Raw genomic sequence first — 26,011 nt, 5'->3', positions numbered from 1 at the left:
GTAAAGGGTTCCCGCATATTCCAGTTTGAACGTATCGGTAAACTGCTGGAACAAAAAGCGCATCAGACCATTCTCGAGATTAACCTGACCGCTATTTCACATAACGTAAAGCTGTACCAGTCGCTCTTAAAGCCTGATACAAAGCTCATGGCCATGGTGAAAGCATTTTCCTATGGCAGTGGTAGTTTTGAAATCGCCAACCTCCTGCAGTTTCATGGCGTGGACTACCTCGCGGTAGCCTATGCAGATGAAGGTGTGGAGTTAAGGAGGGCAGGTATCACTATGCCTATTATGGTGATGAACCCTGAGCCGGCCAGTTTTGATGCCATTCTTCACTGGAACCTGGAGCCGGAAATTTATTCCATGCAGATATTACTGCAGTTTATGGAAGAAGTGACCGCCGCGGGCAAAACAGATTTCCCGGTACACATTAAGCTGGACACAGGCATGCACAGACTGGGCTTTGTGAAAAGTGAAATTGCCGAACTGGCGCAAATCCTGACTGCCAGCCCGTTAATGAAAGTACAGTCCATATTCAGCCACCTGGCCGCGAGCGAAGATCCGGAGAAAGATGCTTTCACACAGCAACAGGGCCGGTTGTTTTATGATATGAGCCATGAATTGCAGAAAGCACTGGGGTATACCGTGATCCGTCATATTTCCAATAGTGCTGCTATTACGCGTCATCCTGATTTACAGCTGGATATGGTGCGGTTAGGCATCGGCATGTATGGTATCGACAGCAGCAATGGTATGCAGGATCAGCTCCGTAACGTGAGTACACTGAAAACCACGGTGGCACAGTTAAAGCACCTGGATGCGGGTGACTCGGTAGGTTATGGCGCCAAATGGGTGGCCAAAGGCCCGTCCGTTACGGCTACCGTGCGTATTGGCTATGCCGACGGCTATCCAAGAAGATTGGGCCAGGGCGTAGGCAAAATGCTGGTAAGAGGCAAACTGGCCCCGGTAGTTGGGGTGGTAGCCATGGATATGCTGATGCTGGATGTTACCCATATTCCTGATGTGGAAGAAGGGGATGAAGTCATCGTTTTTGGCCAGGATCTGTCCGTACAGGACCTTTCCGCCTGGGCCGACACCATTCCCTATGAAATATTAACAGGAATTTCACAGCGGGTAAAAAGGGTATATTTCCAGGAATAATGATATTGCAGGCTTCGACTTTGAAATAAACTATTATTTTTGATAAAATTCTAATATCAGTTGAAATATCGTCACGTAGTATTTATCGTTATCCTGATCCTTGTCATTGACCAGACCCTGAAGTTCTGGATCAAAACGCATATGTTTATGCAGCAGGAATTTGTGATTTTCCCCAATTGGTTCCGGATCCATTTTATTGAGAACGAAGGAATGGCCTATGGGCTTAAGTTTGGAGGCGATTTTGGCAAAATCCTTTTGACCATGTTCCGCCTTGTAGCCGTAGTAGTGGGATTTGTATACATGAAAAAACTCATCAAAGAAAAGTACAGTACCGGTCTGCTGATCTGCGGTTCCCTGATCCTGGCTGGAGCAGCTGGTAACCTGATAGACAGTATGTTTTATGGTATCATCTTCAACGATAGTATTGGGTATGAAGTAGCTAAGTTTATGCCTTCCGGCGGCGGCTATGGCAGCTTTTTACACGGTCGGGTAGTGGATATGCTGTATTTCCCCATCTATGAAGGCTATTTGCCTAATTGGGTACCATTTAAGGGAGGCGATTATTTCGTGTTCTTCCGCCCGGTATTCAACGTAGCGGATGCGGCTATTTCTACCGGTGTGGTGGCTATTCTGTTGTTCCAGAAACGTTTTTTCGGAAAACATATGCAGCCTAAAGAGGTAGAGCAGCCGGTGGCTAAAGATCATGTAGCTTAAATTTTTTATAAATATTTATAGGGAGATGCGTTCGCCGTTGGCGGACGCTTTCTTTTTTTAGGGCAGGCCATACGGCGTGTTCGATACTGGATGCATGCGACTAATGCGAATTTTTGTCTTTCCCAGGATTATACTTGATTTAGATGATTTTCCAGATTTTTACTTTTTGATTTTATAGGATTTAAAAAAGATTAGCGAAGACAATGTGGGTATCCGCATTCATCTTCGCTAATCTTTTTTAATCCTGAAAAACAAATCTGGAAAATCATCTAAATCAAGTATAATCCTGGGAAAGACAACAAATCGCGCTCCTTCAAAAAAAATTCCGCCCCAGCCTCCTGTCCCGTATCCACTCATTCCCAATGCGTTAAAGCTTTTGCTGCGACGTATTTGCAACCATTACCACGGCAATTTTCCAACAAATACACCCATTCGCTTTGAAATGAAAAATACCCGGATTATATTTGTCTACTAATTCTATAGACTATATGATAATAACTTTTACAAAACAGGCTATTACTAACCGATGTTGAGGCACGACAACGGTTTACACATCCCCTTATCAATTTTATCTTTCCAGAATCTATAATGTTAACAACACTATGCAAAAGTTCTTACCTATACTGGCAAAATACCTTTTTGCGATATTGGTATTCAGTCCGGTACTAGTACAGGCACAGCTCAACGGCTCTTATGTAATTCAAGGCACTATTACAGACGACCACGGCAACGCCCTTCCTGGCGCCTCCGTTCAAATTAAAGGCACTTCTTTTGGCTCACAAACAGACGCCCAGGGCCATTTCGAAGTAACCACCAACGTTAAATTCCCCCTGAAACTCGTATTCAGATTAATAGGCTATCAGCCACAGGAATTTGATGTAAAAAGCAGCAGCAGCAAACTGGCCATCCAGTTATACACACAATCGCTGCTGGTAAATGAAGTAGTGGTATCCGCTTCCCGTCAACAGGAAAAGCTGCTCCGTTCCCCGGTAGCCATCGAAAAACTGGATATCCGGGCGTTGAAGGAAACCCCGTCTTCCACTTTTTATGATGCACTCGGCAACCTGAAAGGTGTACAAATGACCACTGCGGGTTTAACTTTCAAAGTATTCAATACCCGTGGTTTCAATGTTCCCAACAACTTCCGATTTATGCAGCTCGTAGACGGTGTGGACAACCAGGCGGCTACACTGGGTGTACCACTGGGTAACGCTATCGGACCAACGGAGCTGGATATCTCCAGTGTAGAAGTAACACCCGGCGCATCCTCCGCCCTTTATGGTATGAACGCTATTAATGGTATGTCTAACCTCATCACTAAAAACCCTTTCCAATACCAGGGTGTAAGTGTATACCAGAAAGTAGCCGTTAACCACCTAGGTGACGACGGCGGCGCCAAATTATTAACGGAAACGGCTGTACGTTATGCACAGGCTTATTCTTCCTGGTTTGCCTGGAAAGTGAACCTGAGCTACATGCAGGGTACCGACTGGTATGCCGATAATCACAGCGACTTTTCTCCGCAATCAAAAGCCAACCCCGACTTCCCGCAATTAAGTGGTGTGAATAACATTGCCAATGATGCATGGAATAAATACGGGGACAACTCCAATCTCCAGGTGATCGATAAAGACGGACGTGCCTACAACGTACACCGCACCGGTTACTGGGAGAAAGACATTGTAGGTGATTTTACCGTAAAAAATAAAAAGGCCGATTTCTCTTTTAACTTTCGCTTACCTAAGAAACTGGAATTATCCGCATCTTACCGCTATGGTGAAATGGACGGATTTTTTCAACGTGGTAACCGTATTGGCCTGAGAGGCGTAACTGTACAAAATGCAAAACTGGAACTGGTACACCCTGATTTCACGGTACGATCCTACATCTCCATTGAAAATACCGGCGACTCTTACAACATGAATCCGTTAGCAGATAACCTGGAAAAATCTTTCAAGCCAGATAAAAAATGGCTGGCGGACTATACCTCCGGATTAAACAATGCACTGACAGCAGGTTCTGACCTCGTAGCCGCTCACCAGGCCGCCCGTGCCTTTGCCGATGCCGGCAGATGGACACCAGGCACCCCGGCTTTTGATGCACAGGTAGCAAAAATCAAGAGCATCAACGACTGGGATATTTACCCTACTTCCAAAGATCCGAACAACACCAGCGGAGGCGCAGCACTCCTGCAACAAAGCCGTTTCTATCATACAGAAGGCACCTGGAATCTGCGTAAATACATCCACTTCGCCGATGTATTGGTAGGCGCCGACTACCGCACCTACGAAATCATCCCGGATGGTAACAACTTCGTAGACTTTTCCCGCCCTGCTGATAAACGTAATACACCAGGCGGTAAACATATCTGGTACGGAAAATATGGTGGTTTTGCACAGATCAGCAAAACGTTTTTTAACGATGCACTGAAGCTCACCGGCTCCCTGCGCTATGATAAAAATGAGCAGTTCGAGGGTAAAGTGAATCCACGTATTGCCGCCGTATACAGCATTAAAGACAAACACAACTTCCGCATTTCCTGGCAGAATGGATTCCGCTTCCCGTCGCTGTTTGAAGCTTATTCCTTCGTAAACAACGGCCAGGTAAGACGTGTAGGTGGTCTTGCTTTCATTGAAGAAGGACTTGGCTACTTTAAAAATTCCTTCCTCACCAGCACCGTAGATGCGTTTGGTGTAGCGGTGAATAAAACCATCAATGCAGAACACATCTCCAAAGATGCTGCTGCTGCGAAAAATGCCGGTGTGTTGAAAGTGGCTAACCTGGATCCTATCGTTCCGGAGCAAATCACTTCCTTCGAAGCTGGCTATAAAGCAGTATTGCTCGACAACAAACTGTTTGTTGATGTAGATGGTTACTATAGCTCCTACAAACATTTCATCGGACAAATAGAAGCCGTAGTACCTAAAACCGGTAACGTAAACACGCCCGATCAAACAGTGCTGAACCAGATGCTGGACAAGTCTTTACAAGACCGGTACCGCGTTTGGACCAATAGTAAATCCACTGTAAACAACTACGGTTTTGCGGTAGCTGTTACCTACGATCTCTACAAAGGATACACCATCAGTGGTAATGCCAACTACAATAAACTGGCACAGGATAAAACGAAAGACGATGCGTTAATTCCTGGTTTTAATACTCCGGATTGGTTCACCAACGTGAGTCTCGGTAACCGCAACGTAGTGAAGAACATTGGTTTCAACGTGGTATGGCATTGGCAGAATACGTTCTACTGGCAGAACCTCTTTGGTAACGGCGATGTACCAGCCTACAATACAGTAGATGCGCAGATCACCTATCGTGTACCAAAGATCAACACCTCGTTCAAACTGGGTGCCTCCAATATCCTGAATTCAAAATACTTCCAGTATGTAGGCGGTCCGACTATCGGCGGATTGTACTACTTAACGGTAACGTATGATAATGTGTTCAAGAGAACTAACAGATAATCATATCAGCGGTGCAGATATTCCATCTGCATCGCTGATTCTTTTTCACGCATCAATGTAACTGATATGACTACACGATCAACCGCCGTTGCAGGCGCAGTAACGGCAAAGCAGGGCTCTTCCTACAAATGGTGGCAGATTGCCGGCATATCGCTGATCGTGGTGCTGGTATTGGTAGCCGTGTATCATTACCAGGTGCCGGATGCCGTGCAGGTCAATGTGTATCAGTTTATTGAATCATTATTTAGAACAGAGCTGTTATTTTACATCGTGGCGGGATATCGTTACCACGCTACTTCACCTCATTTAACAGCGATTCACCCGCTTCGAAACTACGTATATTGCTCAACGTTATATCAGCAATTTGCGTGAGTGCTTCTTTCGTAAAAAATCCCTGGTGGGCAGTTACCACTACATTTGGGAAGGTGGTTAACCTTGACAGTACATCATCCTGGATAATACTGCCGGAAAAATTCTGAAAAAACAGGTGTTCCTCCTGTTCATATACATCTATGCCGAGCGCCCCAATATGCCCGTTTTTCAGTGCTTCCACCACCGCCTTCGTGTCTACCAATCCACCACGACTGGTATTAATCAATACCACCCCGGGTTTCATGGAGGCAATGGTAAGTGCATTCACAATATGGCGGGTACTTTCCAACAGCGGGCAATGCAGTGATATCACATCTGCCTTGGCAAAAATAGTGTCCATCGATACATATTCAACACCTGCCTTTATCAATTCCGGTTGTTCATAAATATCATGGGCATATACTTTGCAGCCAAAGCCCTGCATGATGCGGCAAAATACGCTACCTATATTACCGGTGCCTACTACTCCGATTGTTTTACCAAATAGATCAAATCCTTCCAGTCCGTTCAGTGTAAAGTTGCTATCACGTACACGGTTATACGATTTATATATTTTCCGGTTCAATGCCAGCAATAAGGTAACGGCATGTTCTGCTACCGCATGTGGCGAATAGGCAGGCACGCGTACTACTTTAATACCTGCTGCGGCAGCGGCTTTGAGATCTACATTATTAAAGCCCGCACAGCGCAGGGCAATTAACCTGATGCCTTTCTCTTTCAGTATCGGGATCACTGCTGCATCCGCTTTGTCGTTTACAAATATGCAGATCGCGGCTTCTTCCTTTATCAGGGCGGTGTTATCTTCATTCAGCGGCGCATCCAGAAAGCGAAAGCGATGTGTTCCGGGCTGGTTAGCCTGATTAAAATACTTTATATCGTAAGCCTGCGCACTATAGAAGAGAATATCCATACAGCTTTTAGGTTTTAGCTTTTAGCCTTTAGTAAAAATGCAGCGAAAATTAAAAGTAGTATATATACTTCTAATCTCCGCTGCATTTTTACTAAAGGCTAATAGCTAAAAGCTAATAGCTGCATTATTTTATTTCCCCTACCATGTGAGCGGGTACTACCCATTCATCAAATTCAGCCGGGGTTACATAACCCAGTTTCACCGCCATTTCTTTGAGGGTAGTTCCTTCTTTGTGGGCTTTCTGAGCAATTTCAGCTGCTTTATAGTAGCCGATTTTGGTGTTCAGGGCCGTCACCAGCATGAGGGAATTTTCCACATGTTTTTGGATATTGGCTTCAATAGGTTCAATACCTTCTGCGCATTTATCGTTGAAGCTCACGCAACCATCACCGATCAGGCGGGCAGAGTGCAGGAAATTGAAGATCATCACTGGTTTAAACACGTTCAGTTCAAAGTGTCCGTTAGAACCGCCAATGCTGATGGTTACATCGTTACCCATTACCTGTGCGGCAATCATGGTGAGTGCTTCACACTGGGTAGGATTTACTTTACCTGGCATGATAGAAGAACCCGGCTCATTGTCAGGGATATGAATTTCGCCGATACCTGCGCGCGGGCCGGAGCTCAGCATGCGGATGTCGTTGGCTATCTTCATTAAGCTTACAGCAACTGTTTTCAGTGCGCCATGTGCTTCTACGATGGCATCATGTGCTGCCAGTGCTTCAAATTTATTTTCTGCAGTGATAAAAGGCAATCCGGTTAACAGCGCAATATTTTTTGCCACGTTTTCAGAATAACCCTTAGGGGTGTTGATACCGGTACCTACTGCAGTACCGCCCAATGCCAGTTCACTCAAGTGAGCCAGTGAATTGTTGATCGCTTTTAAGCCATGGTTCAGTTGTGCCACATAACCGCTGATTTCCTGACCGAGCGTAAGCGGGGTAGCATCCATGAAATGGGTACGACCTATTTTCACTACATTTTTAAATGCTGCTGCTTTTTTAGCGAGGGTATCGCGCAGCTTTGTAATACCGGGAATAGTTATTTCCTGCAGCATTTTATAAGCAGCAATGTGCATGGCAGTAGGGAAGGTATCGTTGGAAGACTGTGATTTATTCACGTCATCATTTGGATGCACGAATTTATCTTTGTCTGTCAGCTGACCACCATGTAATACGTGTGCGCGGTAGGCAACTACTTCGTTCACGTTCATGTTGGACTGTGTACCGGAACCGGTTTGCCACACTACCAGCGGAAACTGGTCATCCAGTTTGCCTTCCAGGATTTCATCGCATACCTGACCAATCAGATCACTTTTTTCTTTCGGCAGCACGCCTGCTTCCACGTTGGTGATAGCAGCCGCTTTCTTCAGGTAAGCAAATGCCTTGATAATTTCTTTCGGCATTTTGTTGATATCCTGCGCGATCTTGAAATTTTCAATGGAGCGCTGTGTTTGAGCGCCATAATAGGCATTTACAGGCACTTTTACCTCGCCCATTGTGTCTTTCTCTATTCTGAATTCCATGACTTAAGCTTTTTATAATAATGGGTACAAAAGTAAAGAATTACGAATTAGGAATTCGTTTTTACTCTCCTGTAAAATTCGCTTGTCTTTTCTGGATAAAGGCGGCGGCGCCTTCCTGTAAATCCTTTGTGGCAAAGCAGGCGCCGAATTCCTTCAGTTCCAGCTCAAAGCCATCCTGGTCTTTATCCAGTGCGGCATTGGCGCATTTAATCACGCGGGCAATGGCCAGCGGGGCTTTTGTTTGTATTTTTTGTAAGATGGCAATGGCTTTGGGCAGCAATTCTTCGAGCTTTACCACGTGGTTTACCAGGCCCCAGGACTGTGCTTCTGCTGCGTTAATCATGTCGCCGGTCATCATCAATTCCAGCGCTTTGCCTTTCCCAATAAGCTGTGTAAGCCGCTGGGTACCCCCATAACCGGGTATGAGGCCCAGGTTGACTTCCGGTTGGCCGAATTTTGCGTTTTCGCTGGCAATACGGAAATGACAGGCCATGGCCAGTTCACAGCCGCCGCCCAGTGCAAAACCGTTTACTGCGGCAATGATGGGCTTGGAACTGCTTTCTATCCGTTTAAAAATCACATGCCCTTTCTTGGCCAGTTCTTCGCCTTGTTTATCTGATAAAGTAAGAAACTCGCTGATATCTGCGCCTGCTACAAAAGCTTTTTCTCCTGCACCGGTAATAACAGCTCCTTTAATGTCCCTGTTGCCATAAATCTCATCTACGACCAGCGCCAGCTCCGCCAGCACCTGCTGGTTGAGCGCATTCATTTTTTCCGGGCGGTTGATGGTAATGGTCAGGATATTATTCTCCAGTTGTGTGCTTAACGTTTGATACATGGCCGTATTTTTAGTTTATCAATATTAAGCAATATTCAATAACCTAACGAATCAGCCCGATAGCTGTTTCCAGCTGCTTATCCTGTCCTCTTTCCAGGGCGGCGGCATCGTATTTCACTTCTATGTCCGGCGGGAAGCCTACGCCTTCATACACTTTACCATCGCGATATTTTAGCATCAGGGAAGAGGTGTAAGCCTCATTAATATAGTCGGTTCCAAACTTTCCACCATTGAAAAAGATATTGCCGATCAGTGGTCCAGTGGCGCCCCAGGTACGTTCTCCTACAAAATGCCCGTTGGGTAGGGATTTCACCGCCATAGTGGTCATTTCCGCCATGCTTATCGAGAAAGCGTCTGCCAGCATCAGTATTGGTCCGGTAATATTTCGGGCCGCTGGTTGCGGCGTTACAAAAGCCGGCGCCCAGGGCGAATAATCGAGGCGGCCATTGCCTTGCTTGGAACGCGTAGATCCGAAGTCCAGTTGTTTATCGATCAAGCGTCCTATTAAAAAATTAAGATCCTGCAGATCGCCGCCACTATTATCCCGCACATCTATAATAACGCCTGCGATATTGGGCGTGTGCTGCAGTTTATCGAAGAAATATTGCAACACGCTTTTTACCTGGTTGACCGTATCTGTGTTGTACAGCTGTTTCAATCGGAATCCACTGCAAAAGAAATACAGGATGTTCTGATTAATAGTACCGGATACGGCTACAAACTGTTCCCCATCATCAGTATTAGTATACCCTCTAATGGCCCCTGCATCCAGATAATTTTGCGGAACATTGTCATAAAAATGATAGATGCTGATCGGATCATGATAATCCGGGCTGGCCAGTTTACGCTGGTACGCCGGATTGATACTGGCAGAATCCGCGAGCCAGGGGTCTTTGAAAGTAAGATCGTAGTGAGAATCCACCAGACCGGCGGTCATCTGCTTAAAATAAGTGTATCCTTTTCTAACATCGTTGGAATCATATAGATTCAACTTTGCAAACAGGGGTTTGTACTGTTTATAAACGTTGTCCCAGTTCACGGTGTCAATATCCCAGAATACATAGTTGTTATTCATGCCATTCCAGTAGGAATCAAATACTTCACTAAAATTGCCGGAGATAGTGTTAGCGGGGTCATTGATTTCCGGAAGGTCTTTACGGCATGCTGCTGCGGAGCATAGCACGATGAGGGCAATGATATATTTATGAAGATGTTTCATCTGATGGATATTAAAAGGTTAGCAAAATTTACTCAGTGATACTGGCAGGGTGGAAGATATTTTTGATGTTGAAGAGGCATCCGGCCTGCACCACATAGGTATCGTTATACCGGGGGATCTGGTTGATCATATAATCTTTCTGCTGGTCCGATAAACCATAATAGTAACGGGCTTCAACAAAAAAACGGTATTTCTGCTGTAACAGGTATTCCACACCGGCGCCGGCTAAGAGGCCAAATTCTATCCGGCGGTCACGACGACTATCAAAGGTATATTTCTCATTATATTGATATGCTTTGTCGATCTCAAAGAAATTATATACCTGCTGGTCATTCGGGATGTCCGGTGCATTGTTAAAAACGTTGGCCATGGCGCCCTTTACCCGGCCCCCTGCCCAATAAGCGCCGTAACCACCGGCATTGAAAAAGCCTTTCAGCTTATTACCGCCAAAAGAAAAATGAGCCATGATGGGCAGCTGGATATAGCTATTGGTGCTTTTCTGATAAATACCATCAAAAAAATGATCCCGGCGCTGTTCATAATTCTTCTGAATGTAGGAAGGATCGGCCTCAATGGCCAGCCAGTCATTGAAATGATATTGTATGGGAATCCCCACTACAAAACCACTTAGCGCATCATATTTCGTGAAAGCCCTGTACCCTGTGCTGGTATGCAGGTAATTTTTGTTGTATCCTCCGGATACTCCGATTTCAAATTGGGCCTGTGCCACATCATAGCACAATAATAGCGTGGCAAAAACGAGGAGTTTTCGTAGCATGTGGTTTCCGTTTGGGTTATATTCAGTGTCGACAAAAAAAAGCTGTAACTAATATCTAATTAGTTACAGCCCTCAAAAATAACGTATTACTATTTCAATAGTTTACCTCAAACTCTGCTTTACCACTTTTCATCTTCATATAGTGTCTTTTCTTCTTTACTTTAAAATAATTGATGCCGCTGAAATTGTATCCGAGGGTTACAAAAACCAGGTTGGCTTCAAGATTTTTATAGGGATAAATGGTGTTGCCGCCTTTATCTTTTGTTTTAAAATCCTGGTTAAAGAAGTTCTGCGGGTAGTATTGTACTTTCAGTCCGAAGCCAGGATTCACGCGGATTCCGGCAAACAGAGAAGGCATCAGCAATGGGGTACGATCACTGAACCATTCGTTGAATTTATGGACCTTGTCTCCATCCACAAATTGCTTTTCTTTATAATTAAAAGCCAGGTCTATTTCACCGCCGGCAAAGAAGAAAAAGCTGCCTCCGGTTACATCACCGATCTTAACCCCTAATGGAACGCCAAAAGTATATACCCGCTGTTTTAGTTTCAGGGAATCGGTTGGTTTGGAGATGAGTCCTATATTCTTAAGGTTGATACCCGTGAAAATGCCGAAGTTTTTGGAAAAGTCTTTATTGAAATTGCTACCGATATTAAAAAAGATCGTGAACCGCGGGATATTACGGACATGTTCTCCATTTTCCTTCATGGAAGCAAACGACAGCAACGGGCCATCTCCGCCGTGGGTTACGTATATCCCTTCCCGATGTTTGGGGTACTTGCCAAAAATAAGGGTAAAGGCGGTTGTTTTCTCAACCGTAGTATCGGCAGCAGCCTGGCCGACGGAATCTTTCTTATCCTGTGCAAAAACACTACAACCAATCAGCAACAGTACCAGGAATAGCGGGAGTAACTTACATTTCATAAAACGGACGTTGTGGTTTTTTAGACTTGGTGGACTATTTCACCTAAAGACGACCGGGTTAAAGAAATGTTACGAGGATCCGGAAATATTTTTAAAAATTTCTGTGAGTGGCCACCCAGCTGGTGATATACTCGGAAATATCTTTGGTATTGGTACCTGGGGGGAAGAGTTTACCTACCCCCATCTCCTGGAGAGTCGTCATATCTTCATCCGGGATAATACCGCCGCCGGTGAGCAGCACATCATTCAGTCCTTTTTCCTTCATCTGGGCTATAATCTTGGGAAATACTGTCATATGGGCGCCGGAGAGGATACTGATGCCGATGGCATCCACATCTTCCTGCAGGGCCGCGTTGACCACCATTTCAGGGGTTTGACGCAGGCCGGTGTATATTACTTCCATGCCGGCATCCCGCAGTGCTGCCGCAATTACCTTTGCTCCGCGATCATGACCATCAAGGCCCACTTTGGCTACCAATACACGAACCGGACGATTTAACGGGTTGACCATACCATTTTTTATATTAAGGAGGTAAATGTACGAAAAAGCGGAAAGCTAAAAGCAGAAAGCAAAAAGCCACTGTAGCGGATATGACCCGCTTCATCCCGCAGGAAGGCTGGCAGCTAAAAGCGATTATACCTGATAATGATAGGCTTAATGCCCTGCGGCAAAGGCTTTATGCTTTCTGCTTTTAGCTTTCTGCTTTTTTGTACCTTTGCCCTCCAAGATAAAAATCACTATGAGCGAAGAAAGATCCCTCAACTTTATAGAACAAATTGTTGAAGAAGACATAGCGAACGGCGTAAATGACGGTCGTGTACTAACGCGTTTCCCGCCGGAACCGAATGGCTACCTGCATATTGGGCATGCCAAATCCATTGCGCTCAACTTTGGACTGGCCCAGAAATATAACGGTAAAACCAATCTCCGCTTCGATGATACCAACCCGGTAACAGAAGACACCGAATACGTGGATTCTATTAAGGAAGATATCCACTGGCTAGGCTTTGAGTGGGAAAAAGAACTGTATGCCTCCGATTATTTCGAGCAACTGTACGCTTTTGCCGTAAAGCTGATAGAAAGAGGACTGGCCTATGTAGAAGATGCCACTGCCGAACAAATAGCCGCTGCCAAAGGTACTCCTACGGTGCCTGGCACGCCTACACCAGCCAGGAGCCGCTCTGTAGCGGAAAATCTGGACCTGTTTACCCGTATGCGTAACGGCGAATTCAAAGACGGAGAGAAAACCCTCCGCGCCAAATTAGACCTGGCCGCCCCTAATATGCATATGCGCGACCCCCTGATGTATCGTATTAAACATGCCCATCACCACCGTACCGGCGACAAATGGTGCATCTACCCGATGTACGACTTCGCCCATGGCCAGAGTGATAGCATTGAAAATATTACCCATTCCATCTGTACACTGGAGTTTATTCCACATCGCCCGTTGTATGAATGGTTTATCAATGAGCTGGAAATATTCCCCAGCCGTCAGTACGAGTTTTCCCGTTTAAACCTCACCTATACGGTGATGAGTAAACGAAAACTCAAACAACTGGTGGAAGAAGGTCATGTAAATGGCTGGGATGATCCACGAATGCCTACTATCAGTGGTTTCCGCCGCCGTGGCTATACACCTGCCAGCATCCGCACCTTCTGCGAGCGCGTGGGCGTACAGAAACGCGACCAGATGATTGAGCTGGGTCTGCTGGAATTCTGCATCCGCGAAGAACTGAACAGAACCGCTAACCGCGTAATGGCCGTACTGGACCCGGTAAAACTGGTGATCACCAACTACCCCGAAGGACAAGTAGAAGAAATGACCGCCGACAATAATCCGGAAGATGAAAACGCAGGATCACGTACCCTGCATTTCAGCAACACCCTGTACATTGAACGCGAAGACTTCATGGAAAATCCTCCAAAGAAATTCTTCCGTCTCGGTCCCGGTAATATGGTGCGCCTGAAAAATGCTTATATCATCAAAGGAGAAAGCTTCGATAAAGATGCCGATGGTAATATCACCACCATCTACGCTACCTATTTGCCTGAAAGCAAAAGTGGCGGCGATCAGAGTGGCTTAACCGTTAAAGGTACCATTCACTGGGTGAGTGCAGCACATGCGGCTACCGCTGAAGTACGTATCTACGATCGTTTATTCACTTCTGAAAATCCGGCAGCGGAAGAAGTAGATTTCAAAACACTGATTAATCCGGACTCCTTACAAGTTATCAAAGAAGCGTTTGTAGAACCAGGTCTGCTGCAAGCTAAACCAGGTGAGCGTTTCCAGTTCCTCCGCAAAGGATATTTTTCCGTAGATCCGGATAGTACACCAGAAAAAGTGGTGTTCAACAGAACGGTGACATTGAAAGATGCGTGGGCGAAAGAGAGCGCAAAAGGGAAGTAATATTTTTTTTAAAATAAAGTGAGGCCGGGCAGTTACTGTCCGGCCTTTTTATGTGTATTTATTCGTAAATTTATTACTAACTAAAAACAATTATTTATGTCGAAGACCAGTATTGATTTAGACGACAAACTTATAAAAGAAGCTATGCGTTTAAATAAAGGAAAAACGAAAAAAGAGGTGGTAAATATGGCATTGGAAAAATTTATTATGGGCATTAGCCAAGGTAAATTTTTAGCCCTGCGAGGCAAAATTCATTGGGACGGAGACTTAAATGAAATGCGAAGCAGATGAAACAGCCACTACTTTTTGACACGTCCGTATGGATTGATTTCATGCGTGAAAACGATACACCACAAACTGACCTGCTTAACCATTATGTGCAAAATGGTTATGAAACTCCAGTTATACCGGTAGTTGTTCAGGAAATTCTGCAAGGAATACGAGATGATGCTGAACATCGACAGACAAGAGAATCATTGCTCGGTTTTACTACGCTGGAAATACCGCCAATGATAGCAGCACAAGGTGCAGCGGCGCTGTTCCGCTCACTTCGCAAAAAGGGAATCACCATCCGCAAAAGCAATGATTGCGTGATCGCTTTTTATGCTTTGAGCTTTGATCTTGAGATTGTGCATAAAGACAGCGATTTTGATTTAATTTGTTCCCACTCCAATGTAAAAACCTGGGAAAAAGACAAAGGCTAAACGATTCCTCATCGCTCAGCCTTTATCTATATAACAACTAACAATTCTACTTAAAAGCTTCCATCCCTTTTTCTATCCTGTTGCGTGTTTCCGTGATACCCAGCGTAGCCACGATATCAAAAACAGGAGGTCCGAATTTACCACCGGTCAGCATGATACGGAAAGGCAACTGCACGTCCCCCATTTTCAGGTTCTTTTCAGCAGCCAGGGCTTTGAATGCAGCTTCCAGATCGGCTGCAGGAGCGGCGGCCAGGCTGTCCAGCTGTGCAGACCATGCGGTGAAGAATGCTTCTTTATCGGCATTCCACTTTGGTTTTACGGCCGCTTCATCATAGCTGTCAGGGCTTTGGAAGAAGAAGAAGCCATGGTCCCATATTTCATTCACGAAGTAACAACGTTCTTTCACCAGGCCTGCCACGGTAGCTACATAGGCAGGATCAGCGCTCACGCCTTTCTCTGTCAGTATCGGTTGGAAAAGGGCTGCCAGGCTTTCATTGTCTTTATGATGAATATACTGGTGGTTAAACCATTTCGCTTTTTCGTAATCGAATTTAGCGCCTGCTTTATGTACACGATCCAGAGAGAACTTCTGAATCAGTTCTTCTATAGAAAATATTTCCTGTTCGGTGCCATCGTTCCAGCCCAGCATCACCAGCATGTTGATGAATGCTTCCGGCAGGAAACCGAGTTCACGGAAGCCTTTCGTTACGTCTCCGCTGGCAGGATCTGTCCAGTTCATGGCATATACGGGGAAGCCTAAACGATCTCCGTCACGTTTGCTGAGCTTACCGTTGCCATCTGGTTTCAGGATCAGTGGCAGATGCGCCCAGTGTGGCATATCTGCTTCCCAGCCCAGGTATTTCCAGAGCAGGAGATGTACGGGTGCTGATGGCAGCCATTCTTCTCCGCGGAAAGCGTGGGTGATCTTCATCAGGTAATCATCTACTACCACTGCGAGGTGATAGGTAGGCATACCATCTGCTTTCAGTAATACTTTATCATCTACCTGTGACGTATGAAAAGTAACTTCACCACGTACCAGGTCGGTAAAGGTGAGTTCTTCATCAGCAGGCATATTAATACGGATAACATGCGGTGTATTCTTTGCCAGCAGCTCCTGTACTTCGGCATCAGTCAAAGTGAGGGAATTGCGCATTTTTTCCCTTACCAGGTGGTTGTATTGGGGGGAATGATTATCCGGGCCTTTCAGCCTTTCCCGCATACTTTCCAGCTCTTCAGGCGTATCGAAAGCATAGTAGGCATGACCTGATTTCACCAGTTGCTCTGCATACTGGCGATAGAGTGGTTTACGCTCACTCTGGCGATAAGGACCATACGGACCGCCCACAGCAGGACTTTCATCCGGCGTGAGTCCACACCAGCTCAAACATTCGCTGATGTACTCTTCCGCTCCCGCCACGTAACGGGTTTGGTCGGTATCTTCAATACGCAGCACAAAATCACCTTTATGCTGTTTTGCAAACAAATAGTTGAACAATACAGTGCGTACACCTCCAAGATGTAGGCCACCAGTAGGACTGGGCGCAAAACGCACTCTTACTTTTTTGTGATCCATAGGCGACAAAGATAAGGATTTAGCGTTTAGCCAACAGTGATTCGTGTGGGGAGATCTGCAGAAGATAAAAATTTTTCAATACGATATCCCGCTTTCACACATTAAGTATATTGCAGTATTAAGCACCATTGCGCTATGTTCTATCTTACTAAAACACCCGGCATCCTGAAAGCCCTGTATAAAAGCTGTGTCTGGAATATGTCTCCGGCCGGCAACAAGGTATATCTCACTTTTGATGATGGCCCGCATCCGCAGGCAACGCCTTTTGTGCTGGAGCAACTGGCCAAATATAATGCGAAAGGAACTTTTTTCTGTATTGGTAAAAATGTGATAGAATACCCTGCTATCTACCAGCAGATCCTGGAGGCCGGCCATGCCACCGGCAACCATACCCACAATCATCTGAACGGATGGAAAACAAACACCGGAACGTACATAGAAAATGTCCTGGAAGCGGCAAAGTATATTCCTTCTCCCTTATTCCGACCACCTTACGGCAGAATTACGCCCTTCCAGATCCGGCAGATAAAGAATAAGATTCCGGGGGCGAAGATTATTATGTGGGATCTGCTGAGTGGCGATTTCGACACCACACTCAACGGGGAAGCCTGTGTGCAGAATGTCGTATTTAAATTAGCACCTGGCTCTATTGTGGTATTTCACGACAGCGCCAAGGCATGGGATCGACTGGAATATGCGCTGCCACGTGTGCTGGAGTATTGCAAGAAGCAAAAATATGAACTGGCTGCGATCGTGTAAAGATCTGGTGCTGATACAAACTAGCATCAGCACCAGATAAAATTTATGGTTTCAGCGTAATTTCTTTCGCTTTATCGCCTACTTTAATAGTAGCCTTGTCATCACAGTCGCCATTTCCGTAATCAATGACGCCGGAAATACCATTGAAATCTACCTTCAGCGTACCTTTGGAAATATACTGACAAGCCCATTTTTTAATGAGGGAAGTCTGTGTTGCAAAAGTGGCTGTAATGCCTGTCGCAGGGCCTTTTTCATAGCTAAGGCTCGCAGTACCGTCCACGCTGTATACGTCGTTAGACAGATTCAGGAATGGCTGGCCTAACTCGAAGCCTTCTATTTGCTTTATCGTTCTTTTGCTGGCGTAGTTGATCACCAGTGTATCCGCCAGAGTTACCTTACCCCGGGTTATTTCTATGGTGTATTGCATGCCGGTAGTAGTGCTGAAGCTGGCATTGCTGATCTCCAAGCGTCCATCCACCGCCTTTCCGTTGACAGTATAATTAGATGGTTCTACCACAATGGTGGAAGTTGGACTAAAAAGCGGACCGTTGAAAATGACATTCAGTTTACCACTGCGGAAAACGCCATATCTGTCCTGGCAGGAGGTTCCATAATCCACCACCACACGTTTAGGCCAGGTGGCACCTGTACCATCGAGCAGTTCTGAAGAAGGACAGGAGGGAACGTCAGCCATGTCTGTTCCTTTGGGATTTGCCTGCCGGCCCAGAAACATGCCTTGTTCTATTCCTACGGTGCCTACTGTTTCAAACCAATCATTGAACATAACACTTACCACCGCTTCATGCTGTACCACGCCAATTGTTTTGTTATCTGTTTCGTTGTTGGGAGCGGTATCTGTGGTTACTTCCTTCTTACAGGCAAAGAAAATGGTGGCTATGGCCACACCGGTGATGGTCCACGCCAGCACACGATTTGTACTGAAATAGCTTTTCATAGTTTAGGTTTTATTAGCAATTAGGTTTTTCGGTCTTTACCTTTGCAGGTATAAAGATATTCTTTAAATATTAAAGAAATTACAAATTTAACAAATAAATTATTATGCGCTGGATAGATACCCACACCCACCTGTATTCTGAAGAATTTGCGGCAGACCGGGAAGAAATGGTAGCGCGGGCCATAGCAGCGGGAGTGGACCAACTGTTTTTGCCTAATATAGACGAGGATTCTATAGAAGGGATGCTGGAGCTGGAAGCCAGGCACCCGGAACATATATATGCCATGATGGGGATACATCCCTGTTATGTAAAGGAAAACGTAGCAGAGCAAATAGACCTGGTCAAAGCGTGGCTGCAGCAACGTTCTTTCAAGGCCATCGGGGAAATAGGGCTGGATTTTTACTGGGACAAGTCGCTGTTAACCCAGCAGTACCATGCTTTTCAGGAACAATTGCTGCTGGCAAGGGAATACCAGCTGCCGGTATCCATTCATAGCCGGGAGGCCACACGGGAATGTATCAATGAGGTAAAGGGCTTACAGGATGGTCGTTTAAGCGGCGTATTCCACTGTTTTTCCGGCACTTTGGAAGAAGCAAAGGAAATCATTGACCTGGGTTTTTACCTGGGTATAGGCGGCGTGGTTACGTTTAAGAAGTCCGGCCTGGATAAACTGCTGGAAGAAATAGACCTGGCACACATTATAATGGAAACAGATGCACCTTATTTAGCACCGGTACCTTATCGGGGTAAACGTAATGAAAGTGCTTACCTCCCGCTGGCAGGAGAAAAGGTGGCAGATATAAAAAATCTAAAAATAGCAGATGTAGCAGCTATAACAAGCAGCAATGCCCGGAAATTATTCAAAATGCTCTAACTGTTTAGTGAATACCTTTGCAGGCAATGGCTACTAGCACAATGAGTAAAATACTGATTATTTATACGGGCGGTACAGTGGGTATGATCTATGATGATAAAACCAAAGCGCTGCGCCCTATCGGATTCAACGAAATACGGAATAATTTACCGGAACTATACCGGATGGGTATCGATTTTTATGTGTACGCATTTAATCCGCCTATAGATTCGTCAGACATGCAGCCGGAGATCTGGGTGGAACTGGCCAGCATTATTGAAGACCGGTACGACAGATACGATGGATTTGTTATTCTGCATGGTTCCGATACCATGGCTTTTACCGCCTCGGCATTAAGCTTTATGCTGGAAAACCTGTCAAAACCCGTGATTTTAACCGGGTCACAGCTGCCTATCGGTAAAATACGTACGGATGCCAAGGAGAACATCATTACAGCCATGGAAATAGCTTGTACCAGGCATAATGGCACTAATATATCCCTCGTTCCGGAAGTGTGTATTTATTTTGACTTCTCTCTTTTCAGAGGTAACCGTTCTAAAAAATATAATGCGGAAAAGTTTGAGGCTTTCTATACCATGAATTATCCGCAGCTGGCCGAAGCCGGTATTGATATTAAGTTCAAGCACCAGTTCATTTTACCGCCACCTACCCAGCCACTGAAGGTGCATAAAGAACTGGAAACAAATATTACGGTGCTGAAGTTATTCCCGGGTATCAGCAGAAGGGCCGTAGAAGCCACGCTCAGCGTATCAGGATTGAAAGGTGTGATTATGGAAACATTTGGTAGTGGTAATACCAACACGCAACCCTGGTTTATTGAAAGCATTAAAAAGGTGATCGATAACGGTGCCTTGGTGGTGGATATAACGCAATGTGATGGTGGCTCTGTAGAACTGGGGAAATATGAAACCAGTCAGCATCTCGTGGAAATCGGCGTAGTAAGCGGTCATGATATGACCTTTGAGGCAGCCGTCACCAAACTGATGTTTGTATTGGGACAGGGCTTATCTCCTGAAGAAACCAGGAAGCTGATAGAAACACCACTGCGTGGTGAACTAACGCCCATTGAAGTGTATTAATTTTCTGATAAACTTATACAAGCGGGAAGCACTTTAGTTGTGCTTCCCGCTTTTTTTTATCTTGAATTTTTGAGGTAAATTTAGTGATCACCAATTTCACATTCCCCAATTTCCAATCACCACAAAAATTTCCTCTCTATGGCAGTTTCATTATCACAGAAATGTATTGCAGAGTTTTTTGGCACTTTTGTTTTAGTGTTCATGGGTTGTGGCAGTGCGGTATTAGCCGGCACACATGTAGGATTCCTGGGTATTGCTTTTGCGTTTGGTTTATCAGTAGTGGTAATGGCCTATGCTGTTGGCCACATCTCTGGTTGCCATCTTAATCCGGCTATTACGATTTCCCTGATGTCTACCGGCAAAATATCCGGCAAAGATGCAGGCGCGTACATTGTTTCTCAGATCGTAGGAGCCATTGTAGCTTCTGCGGTCCTCTATTTTATTGCCCAGGGAAAGGCAGATTATTCCCTTGCCGCCAATGGCCTCGGCGCCAATGGGGTGGACCAGGGCTCGCCCGACCACTATTCACTGGTAAGCGGTTTGGTAGCTGAAATAGTATTAACCACTATCTTCCTGGTAGTAGTACATGGCAGCACCAGCAAAAACAATGGTAATGGCGCATTTGCGGGATTAGCCATAGGCTTGTGTCTGACCATGATCCACATCGTAGGCATTCCGGTAACAGGGGTATCTGTTAACCCCGCTCGCAGCATCGGACCCGCCATTTTTGTTGGCGGCCAGGCGCTCTCCAATCTCTGGGTATTTATTGTAGGACCTATAGTGGGCGGGCTTTTAGGTGCAGGTATCTGGAAGCTGTACGACAAGAATTAAACTTTTTTTTGAAATATAAACTAAAGGATTATCTTTGCAACCCTGAATTGGAAAAAACAACCTTTCCATTTTTACTCAGGAAAAAAGATAATCGGAGAAGTGCGGGAGTGGTTGAACCGGCACGCCTGGAAAGTGTGTAAGCTTGAAAGGGCTTCAAGGGTTCGAATCCCTTCTTCTCCGCAGCTTTAAAGCCTTAAGCCTTTACTAGTAAAGCGTTTGAGGCTTTCTTGTTTTTGGTCGTTGGCGGTTCCGTTGTCACTTTTTATTAAAAATGTCAAATGAACCTCTTTTTTACTGAGGGCCTATTTTTGTTTCTGTAACAGTTTAGTTATTAGCTGCTCCATCTCTTTCAGCTCGTCCCTTAAGCTTTAAAGAGATGGACGTAAGTCTGTCCCTTTTCTGTTACGCCCAAAACATAGTGCCATAAATGCTGGTATAAACTGATCAGAAATACTCCTGATATTTCAATCTACCCTCAACAACACCAAATTTTCCGCTTAACATCATTTCTCTTTGTAATAAGAATTACTATCTTTGATTCACTGCATTAATATTGCCAATATTAAACAGTTAGTACCCGAATAAATTATCAACTATCCCTTATCCTAATTCAAATATCACCTATGAAAATCACCAGGTAAATCTGGCTGAATACCCTGCTTTATACCCGTTTTAACATAAACCCACATTTTCTAATTATCACAAATTTTATCTATGAAAAAACATTTGCTGGCAGCACTGTCACTCAGTATGTTGCTTTTTGGCTGCTCCAAGGATCAACTTTCACAAGACCAGACAACAACTGCAAAAAAAATCCCATTAAAGATCAGCCTGACTGATTTTATACAAAAACTGCAAACCCTGCCAAGTCCCTATGGCAGAAAGGCTTCCGCTTCAGGCGCAGATATTAGAGACTCATCGCTGGATGGTAAGATTTCTGATATCTACGTTTGGATAGATAGTAATATAGGGGAGTATGCAAAAATACACCAACGATCACAAGATCAGGATTTCGGTGTCATAAATCAATACATCCCCGATGGAACTTATAACATTACGGTATTTGCTTCCAGTGACTCTTTAGTTACTTATACAAATGCATTCTATGCAAAAACAGAAGGAGGTAAGATTGTTTCTTATCCTGATATCTTTACCGACTACAAACAGATTAATGTAAATGGAACTGACACGGCCAGGATAAATATGCAATTACAACGGCAAACCGCCATGCTGGAGGTAAATATCACTGATGCTCCCGCGGCTGTTGCTGATTCTGCTGTAAAAGTAAGATTCGCATTGGAATACGCATATTTTTATCCATACTCAAACCTGGGTATCTTTAATGGATATACTGATACGCTGGATTTGACCCGCAGAGACCGGACAACTTTCAACAGCTTTGTGCTGAACACCAGCAATGCGTTGACAGTGGAAATTACTTATCCCGACAAAACCACCGGAGCACCTCTTAAAAAACTGATCAGTCACGTAACTATGAACAAAAATGCAAAAACATTATTGACTGGTAGCCTATATGATACCCCGCCAACAACTGACAATCCCAACAGTGGTTTTAATATCCGTATTAATGATATATGGGACCCAACACAGGTAATTAATTTCTAGGCAAACCGGGAAGCCCTCATTTCATGTATTGAAAGTATCAGACATTGCATACACAACAACAGGACTGGAGGAAGAATACCTGCTGTTTTGGAGGCAGTGAGGACTGAGCCCATGCCATTTAAACGCCCTGATATCTTCATTGATATCAGGGCGTTGCCGTTAACTCAATCTAAATGGCCATATCACTACGTACATATCAACGAGCAACCAATACCATATCTCCATATGAAAAAAGTTTTCCTTATCCTGGCTTTCGTCACCAGTCTTACTGCCTGTATGAAAAATGAACAGGAAAATAACCCGGACAAAATCATCGTCATCTATGAGCTGGAATCCAATACCACCGATCCTTTCACTGAAATAAAATATGGCAGCGGCACTAATATCCCCACCCAAAGCTGGGATGTTTCAGGCATTGGCATCTTTCAAAAAACAGATACGATTAAAAAGGGGATAGCCATTTCTTTTGAAGCACGACATGCCAGCAGTAACAAATGGAAGATCCGCATAAAAACGCCCGACGAATCCCTGCTTGTAGAAGGCCCTATAAAGTTTGTAGCAGGTACCCCCAGCTATTATTACAGCGCAATCAACGCTACCGTCAACTAAACGAATACCGTCCCGAAATACAGAACACAGCAAAGACATCTTATACAAATATTTCCGGATTTGATAAGTGCTTTTCCGGATCCGATTAACGCCTGTCCTTTTCAAACCGGACCTTTGCAACCAAATCTTTAAGGGACACACAATGAAAATGCGAACTAAAAGCTTGCTGATCACCAGTATTTTTATGCTGGTAGCGGCAATACTTCATGCACAACAACCAGGCGCCATTATCACCGGACAAATATTATCTAACACACAGCAACCTATACCCGATGCAGCGGTTACACTAAAAGGTACTGCCATTGGCACCTATACTAACAGCAATGGTAAATTTAAGCTGGAACACGTAAAGCCGGGAAAATACACCCTGGTGGTCACCATGCTGAACTTCAAAAAAACGGAGAAAGCTATCACGGTGACCAACGGCAGCACCCTCTCCGAAAATATACTGCTGGAAGAGGAAAGCGTATCCAAAGAAGGCGTTACTGTTACTGCCCGAACACATACCCGTGAATTAAAAGAGAGCGGTTTTGCTGTAAACGCTATAGATACCAAAGCCTTCGCCAATACCACGGCCGACATGAATACAGTACTCAACCGGACCACTGGTGTGAGAATACGGGAACAAGGTGGGATGGGATCTGATTTCAACTTCTCTATTAATGGTCTTTCCGGAAAAAGCATTCGCTTTTTTATTGATGGCATCCCCATGGAAGTAATGGGTAGTTCCATGACCCTGAATAATATTCCGATAAATCTTGCCGAGCGCATTGAAGTATACAAAGGGGTGTTACCGGTATCACTTGGTGCAGATGCCTTGGGGGGCGCCGTTAACCTCGTGACCAACCAGCAGGTTAAAAATTACCTGGACGCCAGCTACAGCTTCGGTTCTTTTAATACCCACCGAGCAGCTGTAACCGGACAGGTCACCGGTAAAAAAACGGGATTGATTGCCCGTGTAAGCGCCTTCTACAACTACTCCGACAACGACTATACAATGAGAAGGATCAAAATCTGGGATGAAGCACAACAATTATATGTGCGGAAAGATTTCCGTCGCTTCCATGACCAATACCGCTCCACCATGGCACAGGCTGAATTAGGCGTGATGAATAAGAAATGGGCAGATGTATTTTTTATTGGCGCCGGGTTCTCTGCTACAGACCGTGAAATACAGACGGGCACTAACCAGGAAAAGGTATATGGTGCAGCTACCCAAAACGGCACGGCATTCAATACCAGTCTCCGTTATAAAAAGGCGGACCTCTTCACGAAAGGTCTTGATCTGAATGTGTTTGCCTCTCATACAGAAGATAAATACCAGGTAACAGATACTACCGGCTATCGCTATTACTGGGATGGTTCCAGGGTGCCTACCAATCAGGCGGAAATAACTACCATTAAGCAGCTGACACACATCAGCCGCCCAAGAAATTTCGCCAGAGTAAACCTGAGCTATGACTTGTCTCCCGTACACTCATTTAACCTGAATTATACGTTTGATCAAACCACCAATAAGAACTATAATGAATTACTAACGGATAAGGATCATAATCCGGGTAAGATAGGAAAACATATACTGGGACTCGCTTATCAACAAAATCTGATGAACGGTCGCTGGACCAACACTTTCTTTGGTAAATACTACGGGATGGATTTGCAACAGCCGGAAACCGTTTCTGGAACTGGCAAGATAACCACTGCCTCCGAATTCAATAATTACTACGGCTATGGGGTTGCCTCCCGTTTCAAAATCACGTCTGTACTGGGTGTTAAAGCATCCGTAGAAAAAGCCTATCGCCTTCAGGAAGTGGGTGAAGTATTTGGTAATGGTTCCACCGAGATCGGCAATCCTGCACTGAAACCAGAGCACAGCACCAATGTGAATGCAGGGGCCTACTACAGTATCCAAAAAGGGCAACACCGCATCTTTGCAGAGGCAGGTGGATTTTATAGAAACGCAGCCGATTTCATCTATGCCGTGGTATACCAATCTAATGCCAGCATGAGTCAGTACCTGAATACCTCTAAAGTAAGAGTGACGGGCCTGGAAGCGGATGTTCAATATGATTATCAGGACCTTCTTCATGCCAGCGTAAATGCCAGTTATCAGAATGCCATTAACAATACTAAATACGCATTAGGCAGCAGTGGCGGCACTATTGAATCTACCTACAAAAATAAAATTCCTAACCAACCCTGGATGTTTGGTAATGCAGCAGCAAGTATTGGCAAGAATAATCTACTCGGTAAAAATACCCGCATACAACTCAACTGGGATCTGCAATATGTACATTGGTTCTATCTGACCTGGGAAGAATTAGGAACTTCAAATAGCAGAGTGCCGGATCAATATATTCAGAATATGTCTGTTACCTATTCGTTGCAAAATGGTAAGTATAATATCTCCGCTGAATGCAGGAACCTTGCCGATGCACCGGCATTCGACAATTATCGTTTACAAAAGCCTGGCAGAGCATTTTCTGTGAAGTTCCGTTATTTCATTAAGTAAAATTATCAACGCATTATATCATGTTTAATTTCACCTATAAATTCTTTTATGCAGCGCTATTCATTACCCTGTTTTCAGGATTGAATGCCTGCACTAAATTTGAGGACGACGATATGGATATCGACAATCCAAATCTGACATCCGATAATTATGCCATCTGGG

General features: G+C 44.8%; 23 protein-coding genes and 1 tRNA gene. 15 read left to right on the top strand and 9 right to left on the bottom strand.

Features of this window, described 5'->3' with window-relative positions; all coding sequences use genetic code 11:
• The 4 genes from alr to VIP81_RS11820 form a co-directional block, all read left to right on the top strand.
• On the top strand, positions 1-1,161 hold a 1,161-nt coding region (alr, locus tag VIP81_RS11835), incomplete at its 5' end, for an alanine racemase (RefSeq protein ID WP_331960342.1).
• 60 nt (positions 1,162-1,221) lie between these two features.
• Positions 1,222-1,875 carry a lipoprotein signal peptidase gene (locus VIP81_RS11830; RefSeq protein ID WP_331960339.1) on the top strand — a complete coding sequence of 218 codons (654 nt, stop codon included), beginning with the start codon at positions 1,222-1,224 and terminating at the stop codon, positions 1,873-1,875.
• A 602-nt stretch (positions 1,876-2,477) separates the two neighbouring features.
• The gene (locus VIP81_RS11825) at positions 2,478-5,345 is read left to right on the top strand and encodes a TonB-dependent receptor (protein ID WP_331960336.1); all 2,868 of its coding nucleotides are present in this window, start codon (positions 2,478-2,480) and stop codon (positions 5,343-5,345) included.
• A gap of 66 nt (positions 5,346-5,411) precedes the next feature.
• Positions 5,412-5,717, top strand: coding sequence for a hypothetical protein (locus VIP81_RS11820; protein ID WP_331960331.1), 306 nt, complete (start codon positions 5,412-5,414; stop codon positions 5,715-5,717).
• On the opposite strand, the gene VIP81_RS11815 is transcribed toward VIP81_RS11820, so the two are convergent.
• The 7 genes from VIP81_RS11815 to VIP81_RS11785 form a co-directional block, all read right to left on the bottom strand.
• Positions 5,638-6,627, bottom strand: coding sequence for a 2-hydroxyacid dehydrogenase (locus tag VIP81_RS11815; RefSeq protein WP_331960328.1), 990 nt, complete (start codon positions 6,625-6,627; stop codon positions 5,638-5,640). The genes VIP81_RS11820 and VIP81_RS11815 overlap by 80 nt on opposite strands.
• Before the next feature lie 124 nt (positions 6,628-6,751).
• Entirely contained in the window at positions 6,752-8,152 is a 1,401-nt protein-coding gene (gene fumC / locus VIP81_RS11810; protein WP_331960325.1) for a class II fumarate hydratase, read from the bottom strand.
• A gap of 61 nt (positions 8,153-8,213) precedes the next feature.
• Complete coding sequence (locus tag VIP81_RS11805) at positions 8,214-8,990, bottom strand: enoyl-CoA hydratase/isomerase family protein (RefSeq protein WP_331960322.1); 777 nt, start codon at positions 8,988-8,990, stop codon at positions 8,214-8,216.
• 43 nt (positions 8,991-9,033) lie between these two features.
• Positions 9,034-10,209, bottom strand: a complete 1,176-nt coding sequence (locus VIP81_RS11800; RefSeq protein ID WP_331960319.1) for a S41 family peptidase — start codon at positions 10,207-10,209, stop codon at positions 9,034-9,036.
• Between the two features lie 28 nt (positions 10,210-10,237).
• Positions 10,238-10,987 (bottom strand): porin family protein, encoded by a 750-nt coding sequence (locus VIP81_RS11795; protein ID WP_331960316.1) that lies wholly within the window; start codon positions 10,985-10,987, stop codon positions 10,238-10,240.
• Positions 10,988-11,081: 94 nt separating this feature from the next.
• Complete coding sequence (locus tag VIP81_RS11790) at positions 11,082-11,912, bottom strand: hypothetical protein (RefSeq protein WP_331960313.1); 831 nt, start codon at positions 11,910-11,912, stop codon at positions 11,082-11,084.
• Between the two features lie 91 nt (positions 11,913-12,003).
• Positions 12,004-12,423, bottom strand: a complete 420-nt coding sequence (locus tag VIP81_RS11785) for a cobalamin B12-binding domain-containing protein (RefSeq protein ID WP_331960310.1) — start codon at positions 12,421-12,423, stop codon at positions 12,004-12,006.
• 229 nt (positions 12,424-12,652) lie between these two features.
• On the opposite strand from VIP81_RS11785, the gene VIP81_RS11780 reads away from it, so the two are divergent.
• The 3 genes from VIP81_RS11780 to vapC all read left to right on the top strand — a co-directional run bounded on the left by VIP81_RS11780 (position 12,653) and on the right by vapC (position 15,027).
• The gene (locus VIP81_RS11780) at positions 12,653-14,323 is read left to right on the top strand and encodes a glutamine--tRNA ligase/YqeY domain fusion protein (RefSeq protein WP_331960307.1); all 1,671 of its coding nucleotides are present in this window, start codon (positions 12,653-12,655) and stop codon (positions 14,321-14,323) included.
• Positions 14,324-14,419: 96 nt separating this feature from the next.
• Complete coding sequence (locus VIP81_RS11775; protein ID WP_331960304.1) at positions 14,420-14,614, top strand: type II toxin-antitoxin system VapB family antitoxin; 195 nt, start codon at positions 14,420-14,422, stop codon at positions 14,612-14,614.
• Positions 14,611-15,027 (top strand): type II toxin-antitoxin system VapC family toxin, encoded by a 417-nt coding sequence (gene vapC, locus VIP81_RS11770; protein WP_331960301.1) that lies wholly within the window; start codon positions 14,611-14,613, stop codon positions 15,025-15,027. The genes VIP81_RS11775 and vapC overlap by 4 nt, the downstream gene beginning before the upstream one ends.
• A gap of 46 nt (positions 15,028-15,073) precedes the next feature.
• Here the strand turns inward: vapC and gltX are convergent, their stop codons facing one another.
• The gene (gltX, locus tag VIP81_RS11765) at positions 15,074-16,603 is read right to left on the bottom strand and encodes a glutamate--tRNA ligase (RefSeq protein WP_331960298.1); all 1,530 of its coding nucleotides are present in this window, start codon (positions 16,601-16,603) and stop codon (positions 15,074-15,076) included.
• 135 nt (positions 16,604-16,738) lie between these two features.
• On the opposite strand from gltX, the gene VIP81_RS11760 reads away from it, so the two are divergent.
• Entirely contained in the window at positions 16,739-17,362 is a 624-nt protein-coding gene (locus tag VIP81_RS11760; RefSeq protein ID WP_331960295.1) for a polysaccharide deacetylase family protein, read from the top strand.
• 43 nt (positions 17,363-17,405) lie between these two features.
• Here VIP81_RS11760 and VIP81_RS11755 read toward each other — a convergent pair whose 3' ends face one another.
• The gene (locus VIP81_RS11755) at positions 17,406-18,317 is read right to left on the bottom strand and encodes a hypothetical protein (RefSeq protein WP_331960292.1); all 912 of its coding nucleotides are present in this window, start codon (positions 18,315-18,317) and stop codon (positions 17,406-17,408) included.
• Between the two features lie 104 nt (positions 18,318-18,421).
• Here VIP81_RS11755 and VIP81_RS11750 point away from each other — a divergent pair, with 104 nt between their 5' ends.
• The 7 genes from VIP81_RS11750 to VIP81_RS11720 all read left to right on the top strand — a co-directional run bounded on the left by VIP81_RS11750 (position 18,422) and on the right by VIP81_RS11720 (position 25,849).
• Positions 18,422-19,192: a TatD family hydrolase gene (locus tag VIP81_RS11750; protein WP_331960289.1), complete on the top strand. Its 771-nt coding sequence runs from the start codon at positions 18,422-18,424 to the stop codon at positions 19,190-19,192.
• Positions 19,193-19,218: 26 nt separating this feature from the next.
• Complete coding sequence (locus VIP81_RS11745; protein ID WP_331960286.1) at positions 19,219-20,271, top strand: type I asparaginase; 1,053 nt, start codon at positions 19,219-19,221, stop codon at positions 20,269-20,271.
• Between the two features lie 138 nt (positions 20,272-20,409).
• Complete coding sequence (aqpZ, locus tag VIP81_RS11740; RefSeq protein ID WP_331960283.1) at positions 20,410-21,102, top strand: aquaporin Z; 693 nt, start codon at positions 20,410-20,412, stop codon at positions 21,100-21,102.
• A 93-nt stretch (positions 21,103-21,195) separates the two neighbouring features.
• Positions 21,196-21,282 (top strand) — tRNA-Ser (locus VIP81_RS11735).
• 534 nt (positions 21,283-21,816) lie between these two features.
• Positions 21,817-22,728: a hypothetical protein gene (locus tag VIP81_RS11730; protein WP_331960280.1), complete on the top strand. Its 912-nt coding sequence runs from the start codon at positions 21,817-21,819 to the stop codon at positions 22,726-22,728.
• 225 nt (positions 22,729-22,953) lie between these two features.
• Positions 22,954-23,337 (top strand): hypothetical protein, encoded by a 384-nt coding sequence (locus VIP81_RS11725; RefSeq protein ID WP_331960277.1) that lies wholly within the window; start codon positions 22,954-22,956, stop codon positions 23,335-23,337.
• A gap of 148 nt (positions 23,338-23,485) precedes the next feature.
• Complete coding sequence (locus VIP81_RS11720; RefSeq protein WP_331960274.1) at positions 23,486-25,849, top strand: TonB-dependent receptor; 2,364 nt, start codon at positions 23,486-23,488, stop codon at positions 25,847-25,849.
• Positions 25,850-26,011: the final 162 nt, after the last annotated feature.

The sequence above is a fragment of the Chitinophaga sp. genome, from assembly GCF_036566945.1.
Taxonomy (GTDB): Bacteria; Bacteroidota; Bacteroidia; order Chitinophagales; family Chitinophagaceae; genus Chitinophaga.
The sequence above is the reverse complement of the archived record's forward strand: the minus strand, read 5'-3'. Positions and strand labels throughout refer to the sequence as shown.